Origin of the sequence: Candidatus Blochmanniella chromaiodes str. 640, assembly GCF_000331065.1 — a bacterium.
In the GTDB taxonomy this organism is placed as follows: domain Bacteria; phylum Pseudomonadota; class Gammaproteobacteria; order Enterobacterales; family Enterobacteriaceae; genus Blochmanniella; species Blochmanniella pennsylvanica.
In genome coordinates this window covers 517448-534065 of sequence record NC_020075.1, presented here as the reverse complement: position 1 = coordinate 534065, position 16618 = coordinate 517448, and the positions used below count along the sequence as shown (strand labels likewise).

General features: G+C 28.3%; 12 protein-coding genes. 2 read left to right on the top strand and 10 right to left on the bottom strand.

What is annotated here, in order from left to right:
* Positions 1-37 precede the first annotated feature (37 nt).
* Positions 38-844: an exodeoxyribonuclease III gene (xthA, locus tag BCHRO640_RS02235; RefSeq protein WP_011282978.1), complete on the bottom strand. Its 807-nt coding sequence runs from the start codon at positions 842-844 to the stop codon at positions 38-40.
* 1928 nt (positions 845-2772) lie between these two features.
* Entirely contained in the window at positions 2773-3183 is a 411-nt protein-coding gene (gene hns / locus BCHRO640_RS02230) for a histone-like nucleoid-structuring protein H-NS (RefSeq protein WP_011282977.1), read from the bottom strand.
* A 627-nt stretch (positions 3184-3810) separates the two neighbouring features.
* Between hns and BCHRO640_RS02225 the strand changes: the two genes are divergently transcribed.
* Positions 3811-4428: a thymidine kinase gene (locus BCHRO640_RS02225; protein ID WP_015344687.1), complete on the top strand. Its 618-nt coding sequence runs from the start codon at positions 3811-3813 to the stop codon at positions 4426-4428.
* 445 nt (positions 4429-4873) lie between these two features.
* Here the strand turns inward: BCHRO640_RS02225 and cls are convergent, their stop codons facing one another.
* Positions 4874-6343, bottom strand: coding sequence for a cardiolipin synthase (cls, locus tag BCHRO640_RS02220; RefSeq protein WP_011282975.1), 1470 nt, complete (start codon positions 6341-6343; stop codon positions 4874-4876).
* A gap of 634 nt (positions 6344-6977) precedes the next feature.
* Here cls and BCHRO640_RS02215 point away from each other — a divergent pair.
* Positions 6978-7580 (top strand): TonB family protein, encoded by a 603-nt coding sequence (locus BCHRO640_RS02215; protein WP_236608094.1) that lies wholly within the window; start codon positions 6978-6980, stop codon positions 7578-7580.
* 170 nt (positions 7581-7750) lie between these two features.
* Here BCHRO640_RS02215 and BCHRO640_RS02210 read toward each other — a convergent pair whose 3' ends face one another.
* The 7 genes from BCHRO640_RS02210 to BCHRO640_RS02180 all read right to left on the bottom strand — a co-directional run bounded on the left by BCHRO640_RS02210 (position 7751) and on the right by BCHRO640_RS02180 (position 15546).
* Positions 7751-8488 carry a YciC family protein gene (locus tag BCHRO640_RS02210; protein ID WP_015344685.1) on the bottom strand — a complete coding sequence of 246 codons (738 nt, stop codon included), beginning with the start codon at positions 8486-8488 and terminating at the stop codon, positions 7751-7753.
* Positions 8489-8943: 455 nt separating this feature from the next.
* Positions 8944-9774 carry a tryptophan synthase subunit alpha gene (gene trpA, locus BCHRO640_RS02205; RefSeq protein ID WP_015344684.1) on the bottom strand — a complete coding sequence of 277 codons (831 nt, stop codon included), beginning with the start codon at positions 9772-9774 and terminating at the stop codon, positions 8944-8946.
* A 2-nt stretch (positions 9775-9776) separates the two neighbouring features.
* Complete coding sequence (trpB, locus tag BCHRO640_RS02200) at positions 9777-10967, bottom strand: tryptophan synthase subunit beta (protein ID WP_015344683.1); 1191 nt, start codon at positions 10965-10967, stop codon at positions 9777-9779.
* A 42-nt stretch (positions 10968-11009) separates the two neighbouring features.
* Positions 11010-12380 (bottom strand): bifunctional indole-3-glycerol-phosphate synthase TrpC/phosphoribosylanthranilate isomerase TrpF, encoded by a 1371-nt coding sequence (trpCF, locus tag BCHRO640_RS02195; RefSeq protein ID WP_015344682.1) that lies wholly within the window; start codon positions 12378-12380, stop codon positions 11010-11012.
* A complete protein-coding gene (gene trpD / locus BCHRO640_RS02190; RefSeq protein WP_015344681.1) occupies positions 12358-13383 on the bottom strand; it encodes an anthranilate phosphoribosyltransferase in 1026 nt (341 codons plus the stop codon). Before trpD ends, trpCF begins: the two co-directional genes overlap by 23 nt.
* A gap of 1 nt (position 13384) precedes the next feature.
* On the bottom strand, positions 13385-13981 hold the full coding sequence (locus tag BCHRO640_RS02185) for an anthranilate synthase component II (RefSeq protein WP_015344680.1): 597 nt from the start codon (positions 13979-13981) through the stop codon (positions 13385-13387).
* A 2-nt stretch (positions 13982-13983) separates the two neighbouring features.
* Positions 13984-15546: an anthranilate synthase component 1 gene (locus BCHRO640_RS02180; protein ID WP_015344679.1), complete on the bottom strand. Its 1563-nt coding sequence runs from the start codon at positions 15544-15546 to the stop codon at positions 13984-13986.
* Between the last annotated feature and the right edge of the window lie 1072 nt (positions 15547-16618).

Sequence of the window (16618 nt, the reverse complement as noted above, 5' to 3'; positions counted from 1 at the left end):
TTTATATAAAATGATTTCCGTGTGATGTAAGTACATATTAAATATCAAAATCTACCCATACCGGAGCATGATCGGACGGTCGTTGCATTCTACGAATATCATAGCTTATATCACTATTTTTGCAACGATTGGCTAGAGGACGTGTTGCTAATATCAAATCAATACGTAAACCATTATTTTTGTAAAATCCATGGGATCTATAACTGAACCAAGAATAACGTTCATCATTTTGAGGATGCATGTTGCGGTATATATCTACCAAACCCCAGCTCATCAAACGATTGATCCATGTTCTTTCCTCTGGTAAGAAAGAACATCGACCTGATGCGATCCAACGTTTTTTATTTTTTTCACCAATACCAATATCAAAATCTGTAGGACTAATGTTCATGTCGCCCATAATTAGTAACAATGAATGACTATGATAGGTATGTTCTACGTAGTTTTGGAAACTTTTATAAAAATTTTTTTTGTACATAAATTTTTCTGGATGATTTTTATTTTCTCCTTGGGGAAAATAACCGTTAATAATAGTTAATGTTCCTATTGGTGTCATAATATCAGCCATAATTATCCGTTTTTGTGATAAATTGTCATCATCAGTTAGTCCGCGAGTAACAGTTAAAGGAGTTTGACGTAGAAACAATGCGACCCCATGATATTTTTTTTGACCGTAATAATATACGTGATAACCATGTTGCAGTATTTCTTTTACAGGGAAAAAATCATCATGTACTCTAGTTTCTTGTAACCCAATTACATCAGGTTTCAATTGAAAGATAATTGCGTTTAATTGATGCATACGAGCACGTAATCCATTGATGTTAAAAGAAACAAATTTCATATGATGGCGATCCGTATTTATTTTCGATTATAAAATATAGGCGTTACTGATTTAGTAAAATAAAAATAATTAACAACAACTAATAATTATACTTTGTATGTGTATAATAGTATATGAAAATAAATACCATTTGTTACAATTATTTAATTATTAATCGGTTTAGTATATTAAATTCTTTAAAGATAGTAGTAGAGCTACAGAACTGTAGGCTATTATATATGTATGTTTCTATATAATACAATGAATTAATAAGTTCAAAACATTTGTTGTGTTTTTAATAAATTATTTGGGTATGAGTATGCTTGTGAGTATAAGAAGATTATTGAATGTATTATAATTAATTATTATGGTTCTAATTTTATTATATATTTATTATTGAACGATCAATTAATTTAACTAATAATTGAAAATTATAGCTATTATTGTAATAGTTCATAAAATGTGTGCTTCAGTAATCTGTAGCTTTGTTTTAATTTTATTTCATAGAATGTTTATATATAATGGTTAGTCATTTTAATTAAAATCATGTTGATTTAACATTGGTTTTTATCAACTTTTTATAAAGTTTCTGCAGAATAATTAAAAAGTAATTTAAATGCGTATTTGAAATAATGTGTAGAAAAAACAGATTTATAGCTTGTTCTAAAAGCCTATTTTGATCTTATTATTAGGAGGGTTGTTGTATCTATAATATAGATATATTTTAAATATTATTTGATACTAATGATTTTTGTATAAATTTATTTTTTCAGTAATGTGAAATTATGTTGAAACAATTGAAAATTTATGTGCTGCATAATTGCAAAAAAATCTTATGGTTATTAAATAATTTTTAATATGTTTTATGTCGAGGTTTTTAGTGCCATCGCCAAGTGCATTGTATCTTTTTTATATGTCAATAGGACATATTGTTAAAATTTATAATCACAAAAGTTTTAGAAAATATGTTGAATGATATCATTTGAACTTTTATTGAAATATATTAACAAATATAGTGATCATCCTAATATACATGATGCTAGGATATTTCTAATATTTATTATATCATTAATTTTTATTAAACATATAAAATATATTTATTAGTACAAAAACAATATTATTGTATTAAATTAAATTATATTATGATGTTATGTCGGGATTTTTATTTTTAACTATTTTAATAATTCTAAAAAAACAGTATAGATCGTAAGTATATGGACTTATTTGGTATATATTTATAGGTATTGCGTTTTTAATTAAGAATCAATTTTTAGTAAATTGTGTATGATATTTCCATCTAATATTTTAGATCAGGGTTATGAAGGAAATAATAATGGACATCTATACAAGTGACCATATTTAATAATTGTGATGTTTATGTTAATGAAAAATTTTTCAATTCTACAGTTGATATCAATATAGTTATTTTTATTTTTTAAGATTTATATTTTTAAGGAATATACTATACTAGTAAGTATAGATTATTAGTTATAATTAATGTTGTAGGCATATGTGTAAAATACACAGAGCTATTTTGAGATGGGATTCAACAGAATTTATTTATATGTATAAAAAATATTACCATAATGTAATATAGTGACAATTTGTTTGGGTAATAACAAATTTATATTAGCGATAGAAGTTATTAAAATTAATGAAAATTTGTTTATTTCCGCTAAACGGGGTAGTAATTGGACAATTAGCATTTCGATAAAAACAGTAAATATACAATAGATTTATTAATTTAGTTAAATATATTTGTATTTTATAAAAAGTAATTGTGATTGTTATATTCGATATTATGAATTAAATAATATTAAATTTGAATGGTTGTGAACAGTATAGTACATATTAAATTATGCATATGATGATTTCAGACAAAGAGCTTGAAAATATTACCAAGAATTTCTTTGTTTGAGATGAAATAAATAAGTATTATTTATCATTAATTATAGTAAAAAATCTTCTAATTTTTTCTTTTTTTCATCGATAGCTTTTTTGATAATTGAAGGAGTACGTCCTTGTCCGGTCCAAGTTTTAATTTCACCATATTTGTTAATATATTGATACTTTGCTGGGCGAGCTGCACGTTTATTTTTATGAATAGGCTTAGTATTAGAAGTTATATTTTGTAATAGTTCATTAGGATCTATCCCATCAGCTATGAGCATATCACGATATTGTTGTAATTTTCGAGAATGTTTTTCTATTTCAGCTTGAGCTTGATTATTTTCTTCTCGGCGTTCATTAACAACTACTTCTAATTTTTCTAACATTTCTTCTAAGGTATCAAGGGTGCACGCTCTAGCTTGCGCTCGTAAAGTGCGTATATTATTAAGAATTTTTAGTGTGTCGTTCATTAACTTAATCTCAAAATGTGATAAATAATAAGTCTAGTATAAGGATAGAGCGCTAATTTATTTTCTGCAAGACCTAGGGTGTTTAATTTATAAATAATCTTATTATATTTTGTGTTAATTGGTAATTAAATATATATAGTGTTATAAGTATCAGTGAGTATGATTTATGTTTTTCTATTAAAAATATTTAATTAATTTTAATTAAATGATTTATGTATTATTTATAATAATATTTAATATTATTTAATGTTTAAGTATTATTCATTCAAATTAAAATTATTTATTTACTTATAAAATTTTTAAATACAAATAATATCTTTTTATTAATTTAAATTATTTTGTAAATATATGGATTGCATGTTAAGTACAGATTGTTTTATTTACCTGAATCATTATTTTGAATATAAAATACAAAGTAGTGTTAAAAACATATATGGTATTGTAAAAGTGTTTATCTTAGATAAAATAAAAAAATTATTTCATCGCACATTAATTTAGTATATAAAAATAAATGTTTTTTATAAGTTTATGGATTAAATAATTTTTAAACCTAATATTATCTATAATTTAAATTATATTTATGTTGCTAGTAGTAAAATACTGTGAGTCGAATAGGGTGTTAATTGTATGGCACAATTATATTTTTATTATTCCGCAATGAATGCTGGAAAAACTACCGCATTATTACAGTCTTCTTATAATTATCAAGAAAGAGGAATGCGCACTGTGTTATATACTGCTGACATGAATTCTAGAGATAATAGATATAAACAAATTAAATCTCGTATTGGATTATATGCTTCTGCTAGAGTATTTAACATTAAAACTAATTTTTTTGATCAAGTAGTAACTATGCATCAAAAGGATATAATACATTGTGTGTTAGTGGATGAGTGTCATTTTCTCAACCGTAATCAAGTGATTGATTTAAGCAAAATAGTCGATGTGTTAAATATTCCAGTATTATGTTATGGATTACGTACTGATTTTAGATCTGATTTATTTTCAGGTAGTCTATGGTTATTAGCATGGGCAGATAAATTAATCGAATTAAAAACTATTTGTTATTGTGGACGAAAGGCTAATAGAGTTCTTAGAATTGATGATCAAGGTTTAATAATTCGAGATGGCAATCAAATATTGGTTGGTGGAAATAATCGTTATGTTTCAGTGTGCCGTAAACATTTTGTAGAACAATTAGAGTCACCATTATCTTTAACAAAACGTGTATATAAAAATAGATAATAGTTTATTGAAGCTATGTATATGTTACTTTCTTTTAAATAAGATATATTTTTATGCACAATCAATTTTATATTCAAGTTCTAAACTGATATGGATATTACTTGTATTTTGGATTCACTTTTATTAATCAATATGGATTAATTTATATTTTATATATAACAATTTGTAGTTATATGTAATGACGATGAAATACTGTGTAATTTCATCATGTACTTGGCGCCAGGTGTTAGGTTAATTAAATACAGAATATATTTATTGTTTTAAACGTATATAGAATTTTACTTGTATGCAAATTAAATTGATAAGTGAGTATACGTTTAATTGTGATAAAGGGATTTTATGAATATTTTAATTCAAATTAATAACACCCTATTTAATGGATGGGGTATGGGATTTGTTATATTTATTTTGAATTATGTTGTTGAAATTAAAAGTTAAAAAATCCTTATAACAGAGGACTTAAGAAATAAAATAAACGTTCAACAATGCGTTCCCAATAAGGACGGTTAGCCCATTTTTGGGGATCAATCGTTTTAGAGTGTGCAATATAATTCTCCTGTGTTTTTTCTAGCTCGTTACTAAAATCTTTACTATCAATGACTAATGTGATTTCAAAGTTTAGCCATAAACTGCGTATGTCCAGGTTTACAGTTCCTATTAGACTTAATTGTTGATCGATTAATACACTTTTTACGTGTAGTAATCCATTTTGGAATTGATGTATTAAAACCCCGGCTTTTAATAATTCGCTAAAAAATGCTCTACTAGCCCAGTTTACTAATACAGAGTCGTTGTTTTGAGGAATAATAATATGTACTTCAACTCCCCGTTGTGCTGCTGTACAAATGGCGTGTAATAAATCATCACTAGGCACCAAATATGGAGTAGTAATAATAAGCTTTTTACGTGCTTCATATAATGATATTAGTAATGCTTGATGAATTATTCCTTCCGGGCATCCTGGTCCAGAGGGGATAATTTGAATAGTATGTCCTGTTGATATTAGTTTATGAGCTGCTACTATGTGAGTGTTGAATAACAATGGGAACAATACGTGTTGTCCTGTTTCAATTTCCCAATCAGAAGAAAATATTATGCTCATTGCTGAAGCTGCAGGCCCGTCTATACGTACCATAATGTCGACCCATTGTCCAATTCCTATGTTTTTTTTAAACAATTGGGGATCTACCATATTCATACTGCCAGTATAAGCAATATGGTCATCAATTAATATCATTTTTCTGTGTTGCCGCAAATCCATACGACGTAAGAAGACGCGTAACAAATTGACATGTAGTGCTTCTACAATATTCACCCCAGCTTGACGCATTATATTAGGACATGAACTACTGAAAAAATTGGCGCATCCGGCTGAATCTAATATGATGCGACACCGGATGCCTCTTTTAGCTGCTATAATTAATTTTTTTATAACATGATCTACTAGCCCCCCAGACTCCCAAATATAAAATACCATATCAATGCTGTGTTGAGCCAATTCAATATCTTTAATTAAAGATATAATGGTATCGTCAGTTTTTTTTAATAACTGTATTTGATTGCCTTTTAGAGCGCCTATTCCTTGACGATGTTCGCAAAGCTTAAACAATGAAGAAGCGATTACGCTGTGTTCAGTGGAAAATATATGTTTGTAGGTTTTTAGTATTCGTATGCGACGCATAGTAGATGACCATGCTATCTTACTTCTATTAGATCGTTGTTTACCAAGGTTAGATTCTCCAAATAATAGATATGTAATAATACCTATTAAAGGCAAAACATAAATTACTAATAACCATGCCATAGACGATGGCACTGCGCGGCGTTTTATTAAAACTCGAAATGTAACGAGTACGATTAATAACCAATAACTGCATAAGAAAATACAATTAAATATGGCATGAATCGCAATCATGATTACATAAATCCTATTGAGATATTTATGAGATATTTTAAACAAAGACTATAGATTATTATTGAATATTTATTTTATGACAAATTTTATAATCATATAAAAGGTGTAGATATATATAATGATCAGATATTGATTGATAAAATATATTAATTAATATTAATAATTATTTAATAATATCAATTTTATTATTATATTTATGCATTATATACAGTATATGATATTTGCAAACACTTATTATATTTTGAGGAAATAAATTAATTTGTAATTTTATGTATATAATTAATAATTATTATGCGATGCAATATATATATCGATTATTAATACTCAAATAGTATAAGCAATGAACGCAAAAATGATGTATGTGTTTAGTTGAATTATTTAATTTTAGATAATTAGAATTGATGCATAACTATTTATTGTCGTATATATTCATGTATTTAAAATATTAAGGAAAGTGATTTACAATAATTACTAGTATAAAGACATAAAATATTTAAAATTATAATGAAATATGAGATTTTTTTTTAAAAAAATAAAAAATTTGGTTATAGATCCGTTCCGCCGGATTTGGTGCAAACTGCATATGTCAATTTATTTTTGTTGTTTTTTATCATGTGTAATACATGCATTTATAATGCATGTATTATTACATTATTGTTATCATTTTGTTAATCAGTCTGTTTGCGAGCAAAGATCTAATATAATGACATTGTCATTACTGCAAACTAGTCAACTTTTTCATGAATCGTTAGAAAAAAAACAATTGTCAAAAACACTTAAAACATGTCATAAGCAGAGAAATTCAAGATCTATAGTTCGTTCAGAAAAAAAAAATTTAGATAGTTCTAAATATAAATTCAATGCTGATAAAAATTTGCCTTTGGTTGAGAAAAACGATGTTAATATTGGAGAATCTACAACATATTCTGTGCATGTGCCTAAAAAACATCATGATCGACCGTATATATCTTCTTGCGCAATTAATCGCGTATATCCTGAATATCCTAATAGAGCGAAAATATTAAATGTAGAAGGAAAAGTTATTGTACAATATGATGTGAATGCTAGAGGTAAAATTGATAACATGTGTATATTATCAGCGGTTCCTCCTGGTATGTTCGAAGAAAGTATTAGATCAGCTATGCGTCGTTGGGTATATGAGAGCAATAAACCAGAAAAAAAATTGATTATTACTTTCAAATTTTGTTTAAATTCTGTAAAAATTTTTAGTGATTAATATTACATATGGTTATGTTAATAAATTGATTTTGCAGGTTTATATGAAAATAATGCTTTTAACTAATTGAATAATTTATTATTTTGGGTTGCAATATATACATGTTTTTGTTTTATATGAGTTATTTTTAATATAAATATAAATAAAATTTTTTTAAAAAATTAATAATTTCATACTGTTCTGATAATCATATATAATCGATATAAATAAATTAAAATAATTACAGATGATATATTGTTCGCGGTATTTATTAAAATCTTAACAACGAAGACCCAAGAATGGAAATAATGGATGCATATCAGTATAAGTATAGTTTTTATTAGAAACCATAATAATATTGGTGGTGTAGTTAAATGAATGTTACGACAGCTTACTTTTATACTAAGGCGTATAGCTTCCATAATAGATATATTATTAGTGATAATCATAACCGGAGTTAGGCTGATTATAATGGCTAATAGAATACCCGGAACAATTGCTATCATTAAACCCAGTTGTATGCACAATGTAGTGTAAAAAATTAATAGTAATAATTTTGGAAATAATGGTATTGCTAACTGAATAATATTTATTATATTGAAAGATTGATTATTTTTATCGGTAGTGGATAAAACATGTAACATGGTTAGTATATTTCCGCATAAAAAAGTATTACTTAGAAGCTTAGTAATACTATTAGCAGCAGATAATTTTAATAAAATATACTGTTGATCTGACGATAATTCTTTGATCATGTTCTGTAAGCTTTCATTAATAAAATTATTCATAAATATGAAATCTTCTTTTTTTGGTAATAAAATATAATCTAAGCTAGCTTGAATTAATGTTGTAGCTAATATTAATGTTGTAATATTTATGTAATAATTACGAATAAAACATAATACGTCTTGAGATATTCTGATTATCATAATTTTTATAATTTTTCCAAAAAATATTTTTTGAAAGTAGAGAGGTCATATTTCTTCAAAATTGAATTCGGGAAATATGATCAAATTATTTAATTTCAATTTAAATATAATATGATTCAATAAATAATTATATTCAACATATTGTTTAGAGAATACTTGTATTTGGAAATTTTTCGATAATATATATAGTTTATATATAATAAACTAAAAATTTTTTCTTTAACGCATTGTTGATCTATTGTACGTGTAGATATGTTTATAAGTTTAAGGTATCTGCATACGGATCTTAATAAGTATTATGATAATAATTTTGTATATCAAAGTAATATTAAATTTAATATAATGTATTTCGTGGTTTTTTGTAAGGATGCGCGTGCTAATTTTGATGATTATAATATATAATCGTTCGGTTTTTTATTAAAAATAAAAACAGAAAATACCTATTATTACTAATTCTAATGAGTATTAGAATTCATGGACGTTTTCATAAGACGTACTAATTTTTCTATTTTCTTAAATGCTAGTTTTGTGTTAGATATATTTTCTTCTATAATGCTTGCAATTTTAGAACCGGTAATGATTCCAGAAGTTCCTAACAATAACGATTCTTGAGCTTGAAGCGGTGTGTGTATTCCAAAACCTTGTAGTATAGGTAATGTTTTTTTTTGTTTTTGGATACACATAATTATACTATGTAATACAGCATTGGAAATTTTTTTTGTATTAATATCAATGCCAGTTACTCCGGGTCGAGATAATAAATAGATGTATCCATGGCCGAGAGTAGTAATATTATGGATTAATTCTTCGGTAGCATTAGGTGGACAAATGAAGATGTGGGCTATTTTATGTTGTATAGCAGCATTATAAAACGGTAGACTTTCTTCTACAGGGAGATCAGGAATTAATATAGAATCTATATCTAGTTTTGAGCAACATGAATAAAAATTATCTATTCCATTTTTAAAGACTAAATTTGCATAAATTAGTAATCCGATGGGCAAATTTGGATATTTGTTGCGAATATTGTGTAGTATTGTCACGCAACGTGAAAAATTTATACCTGATTTGAAAGCACGTTCCATACTTTTTTGTATTATAGGTCCATCTGATATAGGATCAGAAAATGGTATTCCTAATTCTAGTGCATCGGAACCTGAAGACACTAATGTATCGATGATATGCATAAAAGAAATAGGATCGGGATATCCTACAGTAATAAAAGGAATAAATGCTCCTAATTTTTTTTTCTTTAAATGTGTAAATAATTTTTTGTAACGATTCATTGTTATCTATCTCTTTCTTTTTGTAATGCATTATGAACGGTAGAAATGTCTTTATCTCCCCGTCCAGACAAATTAACTACTAAAATTTGTGCTTTATCTGGTTGTTTCTGAATTATTTTTAGTGCATGAGCTAAAGCGTGAGCGGATTCTAGAGCTGGAATAATTCCTTCATGAATAGATAATTTCTTAAAAGCGGTTATGGCTTCTATATCATTAATAGATACATATTGTACCCGGCCAGTATTTTTTAGATAAACATGCTCTGGACCGACAGATGGAAAATCGAGACCAGCGGAAACAGAATAAGAGTTTTTTACTTGTCCTTCCGAAGATTGTAAAATTGAAGTTTTCATACCAAAATAAATTCCTATACTTCCATGTTGTAGAGCGGCACCATGATATTCAGTATTTATACCTAATCCTCCAGCTTCTACACCTAATAACTGCACTGATGGCATGTCAACAAAATCAGAAAATATGCCAATAGCATTAGATCCTCCTCCTACGCAAGCAATAATTGCATCTGGTAAGCATTGCTCATATTTTTGTATTTGTTTGTATGTTTCTTTTCCAATAATACGTTGAAATTCTCTAACGATTGTGGGAAAAGGATGAGGTCCAGCAGCTGTACCAAGCATGTAATGGGTGTATTCATAAGTTTTCGACCATTCGCGCATGGCTTCGTTACAAGCATCTTTTAAAGTTTCAGATCCATGATGTACTGGAATAACTTGTGTGCCCATTAATTGCATTCTCAAAACGTTGAGTTTTTGACGTTTTATATCTTTAGATCCCATATAAATACGACATTTTAATCCTAAAAGAGATGCTGCAATGGAGACAGCCACTCCATGTTGTCCGGCACCAGTTTCAGCGATTATTTCTGTTTTAGACATACGTTTTGCTAATAAAGCTTGTCCTAATACTTGGTTGGTTTTATGAGATCCTCCATGCAATAAGTCTTCACGTTTTAAATACAGTTTAGCGCGAGTTCCTTTTGTTAAATTTCTACATAATGTCAAAGGAGTAGGACGACCGGCATAGTTGTTTAAAAGATATTTGAGTTCTTTTTGGAAAACAGCATCATCTTGAGCTGATATAAATGCTTCTTCTAATTGAGTTAGGGCTGGTATTAGAATTTGCGGTACATACATACCTCCAAATTCTCCAAAATAGGATTTTAATTTTATCATATTGATTACTTTATTTTTTAATTATTTGAAATATATATTCCTTTAATAAGACCTGATTATTTGGAAGACTTTGATGAGTTTCTGGTGATTTTTAATACCTGGTTTAATTTCAACTCCAGAATTAAAATCTAAACCTAAACAACCTATGCGCGCCGCTTTATTACAATTGTTTATTGTCAATCCTCCGGCTAAAATTACTTTATCTAATTGCATGCTAGAAAGCAGTGACCAATCAAAAGTTTTTCCACTACCCCCTCCACTATCTGCTAAATAGCGATCTACGTTCAGTATATTACATTTCGACAATGGTCTGTGATTCATATTAATACTTTTCCATATATGACATGTTATGGGTAATCGTGTCCGTAAAATATTAATATAATCTTGATCTTCTACTCCATGAAGCTGAACTGCTGCTAGTCCTAATATGGTAACCATGGTAACAATATAAGAAATTGGAGCATTACAAAACACACCAACATAACTTAAATGTTTTACACAAGAAACAATACGTTGCGCAATTGTGATATTTATGTAGCGAGGTGAAGTGGGAACAAAAATTAGCCCTCCATATATTGCGCCTGATTTGTATGCAATATCAGCGTCTCTCACTCGAGTTAGTCCACATATTTTATTTTCTCCTAAAATTAATTTTTTAATGGCTGTATTAAGCTTTGGTTGAGACATTAATATTGTACCTATTAAAAATCCATTAACATATCGTCTAAGTTTTCTTATATGACAATAATTGCTAATACCAGACTCGCTGATTACAGTGATTGTGTTAGGTATATCTTTACTTAGAGTAATAGTGCGATTTAAATCAACGGACAAATCATTCAGATTACGATTATTTATACCGATAACTTTAGCTCCTAAATATTTAGCGCGCTTTAATTCATCTTCGTTTGCGATTTCTGTTAGTACCCCCATACATAATGTATGAGCTATTTTGACCAATTTTTGATAGGATGCATCATCTAGAATTGATAGCATTAGTAAAATAGCATCAGCTTTATGTAAGCGCGCAAAATAAATTTGCCATTCTGAAATAAAGAAATCTTTACATAATATTGGTTGTTTTACAATGTTACTCACTTGGTGTAAAATATTAAAATTCCCATGAAAATATTTATTATCAGTTAATACTGATATCACTGAGGAGTAATTTTTATAAGTCTGCGCTATTTTGATAGGATCAAAATCATTACAAATAATACCTTTAGAAGGAGACGCTTTCTTACATTCTAATATAAATATTGTTTGATATTTATTGCGAGACACAGCGCTATAAAAATCACGATTGCTTGCTTGTGTTTTACTTTTTAAAAAATGTAATGAATGCTGTTTTTTTTGATCAGCTATCCACATTTTTTTATATGATAAAATTTTATCGAGTATTGTGTGTTGCATGGTTTTGTATCTTAGTTTCTGATAAAGAACTCAAAAGAGTGTAAGGTATGCCATGATGCATTTTTTCTAAAGCTAGTTGTGTATTAGCGCGTAGATCGTTATACCCAAATAATTTTAATAATAATGCTACATTGGCTGCTATTACAGCAGAATGCGCAGGTTTTCCTCTTCCTTTTAATATATTGATCATGTATTCGCGGGCTTGTTTTCTCGAATAACAACGTAATATTTCTATTGGATAAGAGTCCATCCCAAAATCCGATGCTGTCAAAATATAATTATTTATGATGCTATTGTGTAGTTCCGCTACATGAGTAGCGGAGTGTAATCCCACTTCATCAATTCCACCGCAATGTACTACTATAGCGTGATTATATTTAAGTAATTGTAATATTCGGATTATAGGCGATAATAATTCTTTTTTGTATACACCAATAAGTGTTAATGGTGGTTTGGATGGATTAATCAATGGACCTACTATATTAAATAATGTAGGAATTTTTAATTGCTTACGTATGGGCATAATGCGATGTAGCACTGTATAGTATTGCGGGGTATATAAAAAGCATATACCCAATTCATCAAAATTTTTACGTGCTTGTTGTGGACTGTTGAGTATTAAACAATGTTGTTTTAGTAAGTCCATTGATCCCGTTAAATTAGATATACTACGGTTGCCATGTTTAATAATTTTTGCGCCGCAAGTTGCAGCTACAATAGCGCTGATTGTAGAAATATTGATAGTATTACTATTGTCTCCTCCGGTGCCTGTAATGTCTGCAAACAAGCTATTTGGACGAGGAAAAGGTTTAGCGTGAGTTAATAATATATTCACAGCACCTATAATTTCTTCAAAGGTTTCTCCACGTATTTTCATACTAATAAGTGCCGATGCAATTTGTATTGCAGATAATTTTTCTTTTATTATGGAATGTAATAATGCTTCACTTTGTTTTTGGTTAATATTTTTACCTTGATATAAGGTGTCTAAGATGTTTTGCATGTTATTTTTCCTTGTCTAAGCATATTGCCCATGCGATAGTTTGTTGAATAAGTCGTGTTCCATGAGTAGTTAAGATAGACTCAGGATGAAATTGAAACCCGCAAATCCGATCAGAGTCATTACGTACTGCCATTGCTGTGTGTTTATTGTAATAAGCATTAATTTTTAAATTATTTGGTATAGAACTACCTATTAATGAATGGTATCGTCCTACTAAAAAAGGGTTTGGTATATTAGAAAACATAGCTGAATTGTCGTGATGTATCAAAGAAGATTTTCCATGAAAAATTTCTTTTGATCGAGATATGTTCCCTCCATAAAATTCTACAATGGCTTGATATCCCAGACAGATCCCAATGATTGGGATTTTTCTATGTAATTGTGCTATCAATTTTGTCATGCATCCAGCTTTACTAGGGGATCCAGGACCTGGCGATAACATTAAAATTGGGTTTACCATATTCGATATGGTATCGATAATGATCGATGCAGGTAGTTGATTAGTATATATTAGCACTTGATGGCCGTGATTGCGCAACTGATCTACTAAATTATACGTAAATGAGTCAATGTTATCTAGTAATATTACGTTAACCATTGTTAAAATAACTCCTTAGAACCATGTGCTGTAGAGATGGCATGTAAAACAGCGCGTGCTTTGCTACGGCTTTCATCGGCTTCTGATTGAGGTATGGAATCTATTACCACACCGGCTCCTGCTTGTATTGTAGCTATTTGATTTGTGACGTAGGCTGATCGTATGATGATACATGTGTCTAAATTTCCAGCACCAGTTAGGTATCCAATAGCGCCTCCGTAAGTGTTACGACGTGTACCTTCTACTTCATAAATCAGTTCCATGGCTCTAATTTTTGGAGCTCCAGTTAATGTGCCCATATTCATACATGCACGATAGGCATGTAGTATATCAAGATCATGACGCAATTCTCCCACCACTCTAGACACTAAATGCATAACAAAAGAGTATCTATCTACTTTTAATAAATCAGCGACATAACGGCTACCCGTTTTACAGACACGTGCTAAATCATTTCTTGCTAAGTCTACTAACATGAGATGTTCTGATAATTCTTTATGATTTAAGCGCATTTCTAATTCTATACGGTTATCTGCATCTGTATCCAATGATCCGTCAGTACGATAAGTTCTAGCTCGTGTACCAGCGATGGGGTAAATTTCAATTTGTCGAGTATCTGCATTGTATTTTAAAGAACTTTCAGGAGAAGCTCCGAAAAGTGTAAATGCTATGTCTTGCATAAAAAACATGTAGGGACTAGGATTATTAGTTTTTAATACATGGTATGCTGCTAATGGTGAAGGACAGGGAAGGAAAAATCGTCGTGAAGGGACAGCTTGTAATATTTCTCCTTGACGTATAGATCTTTGTATTTTACGTATAACTCGTTTGTATTTTTCGTCATTTGGATCACAGCGTAATGTCATATTATGTATTTTTTTATAAGGAATAGATTGCGGTGTTTGGTTAATTTGGGTTTTTAATTGGTTCATCCTAGTTTGTAATCGATCTTTTTCTAAGATATTTGGACTAAACAAGGTAATTTGTAATGAAGCAGTATATTTTTGATGATCAAACACTAATAATGTTTCGGCTAAATAGAAACAGTAGTCTGGGCATGTATAAGTATTGATTAACCGAGGAAAATATTCAAAACAAGATATTAAATCGTAGGAAAATAAACCTCCCAAAAATGTAGCTTTGGGGGTATCATGAAGAGGTTGTATTATTTTTAACAATGAGCGTAGACAATCAAATATTGAAATCGATCGTAGACGTGTATCTTCGTCAGTCATGGTCTGTGCTGTAGGAAACATAAATTTGATGCTGTTAGAAGTTTTATGAATTTGTATTTTTGTGGGTAATGTTTGTACTAGTAATGGAAGTAAACTTGCGCCATTTTTAGTTAAAGCTTGTACAGTAACAGTTGATCCATAAGCGGTAATACGCAATGCGCTATCAACAATCATCATACTTTCTATGTTGTGTTTTTTATTAATTTCTGCTGATTCTAATAATAATGTCGAATTACGTTTATTACATAATTGATTAAAAACGACTGCTGGATTAGAATGATAGCGCACTTGAATATTTAGACATTTCATCTGATTTTTTTGATATCTCATTATTTTTTTAAATTTCCCAGTGATTTATTTATCAAAAACCTCATTTATATTTAAGGATCTAATTGCAATATTTTCAATCATAGTAATATTCTAAATAATTGCTTAATTACTAGAAATGGTTTCAATGAGAGAATACTCATTTTTATTGCGATGTGATTATATTTATTTTATAGATGCACGAGTGCTAATGATATTAGTAATACTATTTTTTTTTTAAAATGTCAAATAGCAGTAATTGAAGGATAGTAAAAAACATTTTTTAATTAAATGCACTAATTTATATAATTTTTTTAATAGACAGCTTATTCATTAATAAGCTGTCTATTATTTCTATAAATATCAAATGTATGGTTTTTTATTTAAAGTATAATTATTGTGAAAAATATAAAATCATACTAAATTATAATTAATATATATATTTTATTATTTTTTATAGGTCTTGGTGGTTTTATTTGGATAGCTGTTATTGTATAAGCAGCTATAATATAATTTAGTAAATGTATTTAAATAATACTATTAAAAACATATGTTTATACGTACGTGAAATATATTATGAATATATTTTTTATATATATGACTTTTTTGTCATGTTGCGACATAAAAATTATTTAGTTGTTACATTTGGTTTGCTGTGTTAATTTAATGGTAATGTTAGGCTAACATTAGGATAATATATTTGTATAATTTTATGCTATTTAATGGTGTAAAAATAATTAATAAGAATATTTATATAAATGTTTTGATTAATAGCTATGAAAGCTTATTACATGGAATGTATATGAATTTTTTATTATTTTAATTAACGATATAAAGATTAATATATGTATATATATATGTACATATAAAGACAGCTTATTGAGAAACTTTGTTTATCTTAAAGAAGATGAAACAATTATGTTCGTTATGTTTTTATTTATGCGAATGTAATTAATTAATTTAATAACTAGTAAGCTACTTTTGATTAAAAGTAAAAATTTTTACAGTATTTGGAAAAGGATTATTTTAAACATATCAAGATATGTGCAAGATATAGTTTATTTATATTAATGGTATGAATTCATCTTTAATTGAG

Coding starts and splice junctions, on each gene's coding strand:
- xthA (WP_011282978.1), bottom strand. CDS start 844: ATGAAATTTGTTTCTTTTAACATCAATGGATTACGTGCTCGTATGCAT.
- hns (WP_011282977.1), bottom strand. CDS start 3,183: ATGAACGACACACTAAAAATTCTTAATAATATACGCACTTTACGAGCG.
- BCHRO640_RS02225 (WP_015344687.1), top strand. CDS start 3,811: ATGGCACAATTATATTTTTATTATTCCGCAATGAATGCTGGAAAAACT.
- cls (WP_011282975.1), bottom strand. CDS start 6,343: ATGATTGCGATTCATGCCATATTTAATTGTATTTTCTTATGCAGTTAT.
- BCHRO640_RS02215 (WP_236608094.1), top strand. CDS start 6,978: ATGCATGTATTATTACATTATTGTTATCATTTTGTTAATCAGTCTGTT.
- BCHRO640_RS02210 (WP_015344685.1), bottom strand. CDS start 8,488: ATGATAATCAGAATATCTCAAGACGTATTATGTTTTATTCGTAATTAT.
- trpA (WP_015344684.1), bottom strand. CDS start 9,774: ATGAATCGTTACAAAAAATTATTTACACATTTAAAGAAAAAAAAATTA.
- trpB (WP_015344683.1), bottom strand. CDS start 10,967: ATGATAAAATTAAAATCCTATTTTGGAGAATTTGGAGGTATGTATGTA.
- trpCF (WP_015344682.1), bottom strand. CDS start 12,380: ATGCAACACACAATACTCGATAAAATTTTATCATATAAAAAAATGTGG.
- trpD (WP_015344681.1), bottom strand. CDS start 13,383: ATGCAAAACATCTTAGACACCTTATATCAAGGTAAAAATATTAACCAA.
- BCHRO640_RS02185 (WP_015344680.1), bottom strand. CDS start 13,981: ATGGTTAACGTAATATTACTAGATAACATTGACTCATTTACGTATAAT.
- BCHRO640_RS02180 (WP_015344679.1), bottom strand. CDS start 15,546: ATGAGATATCAAAAAAATCAGATGAAATGTCTAAATATTCAAGTGCGC.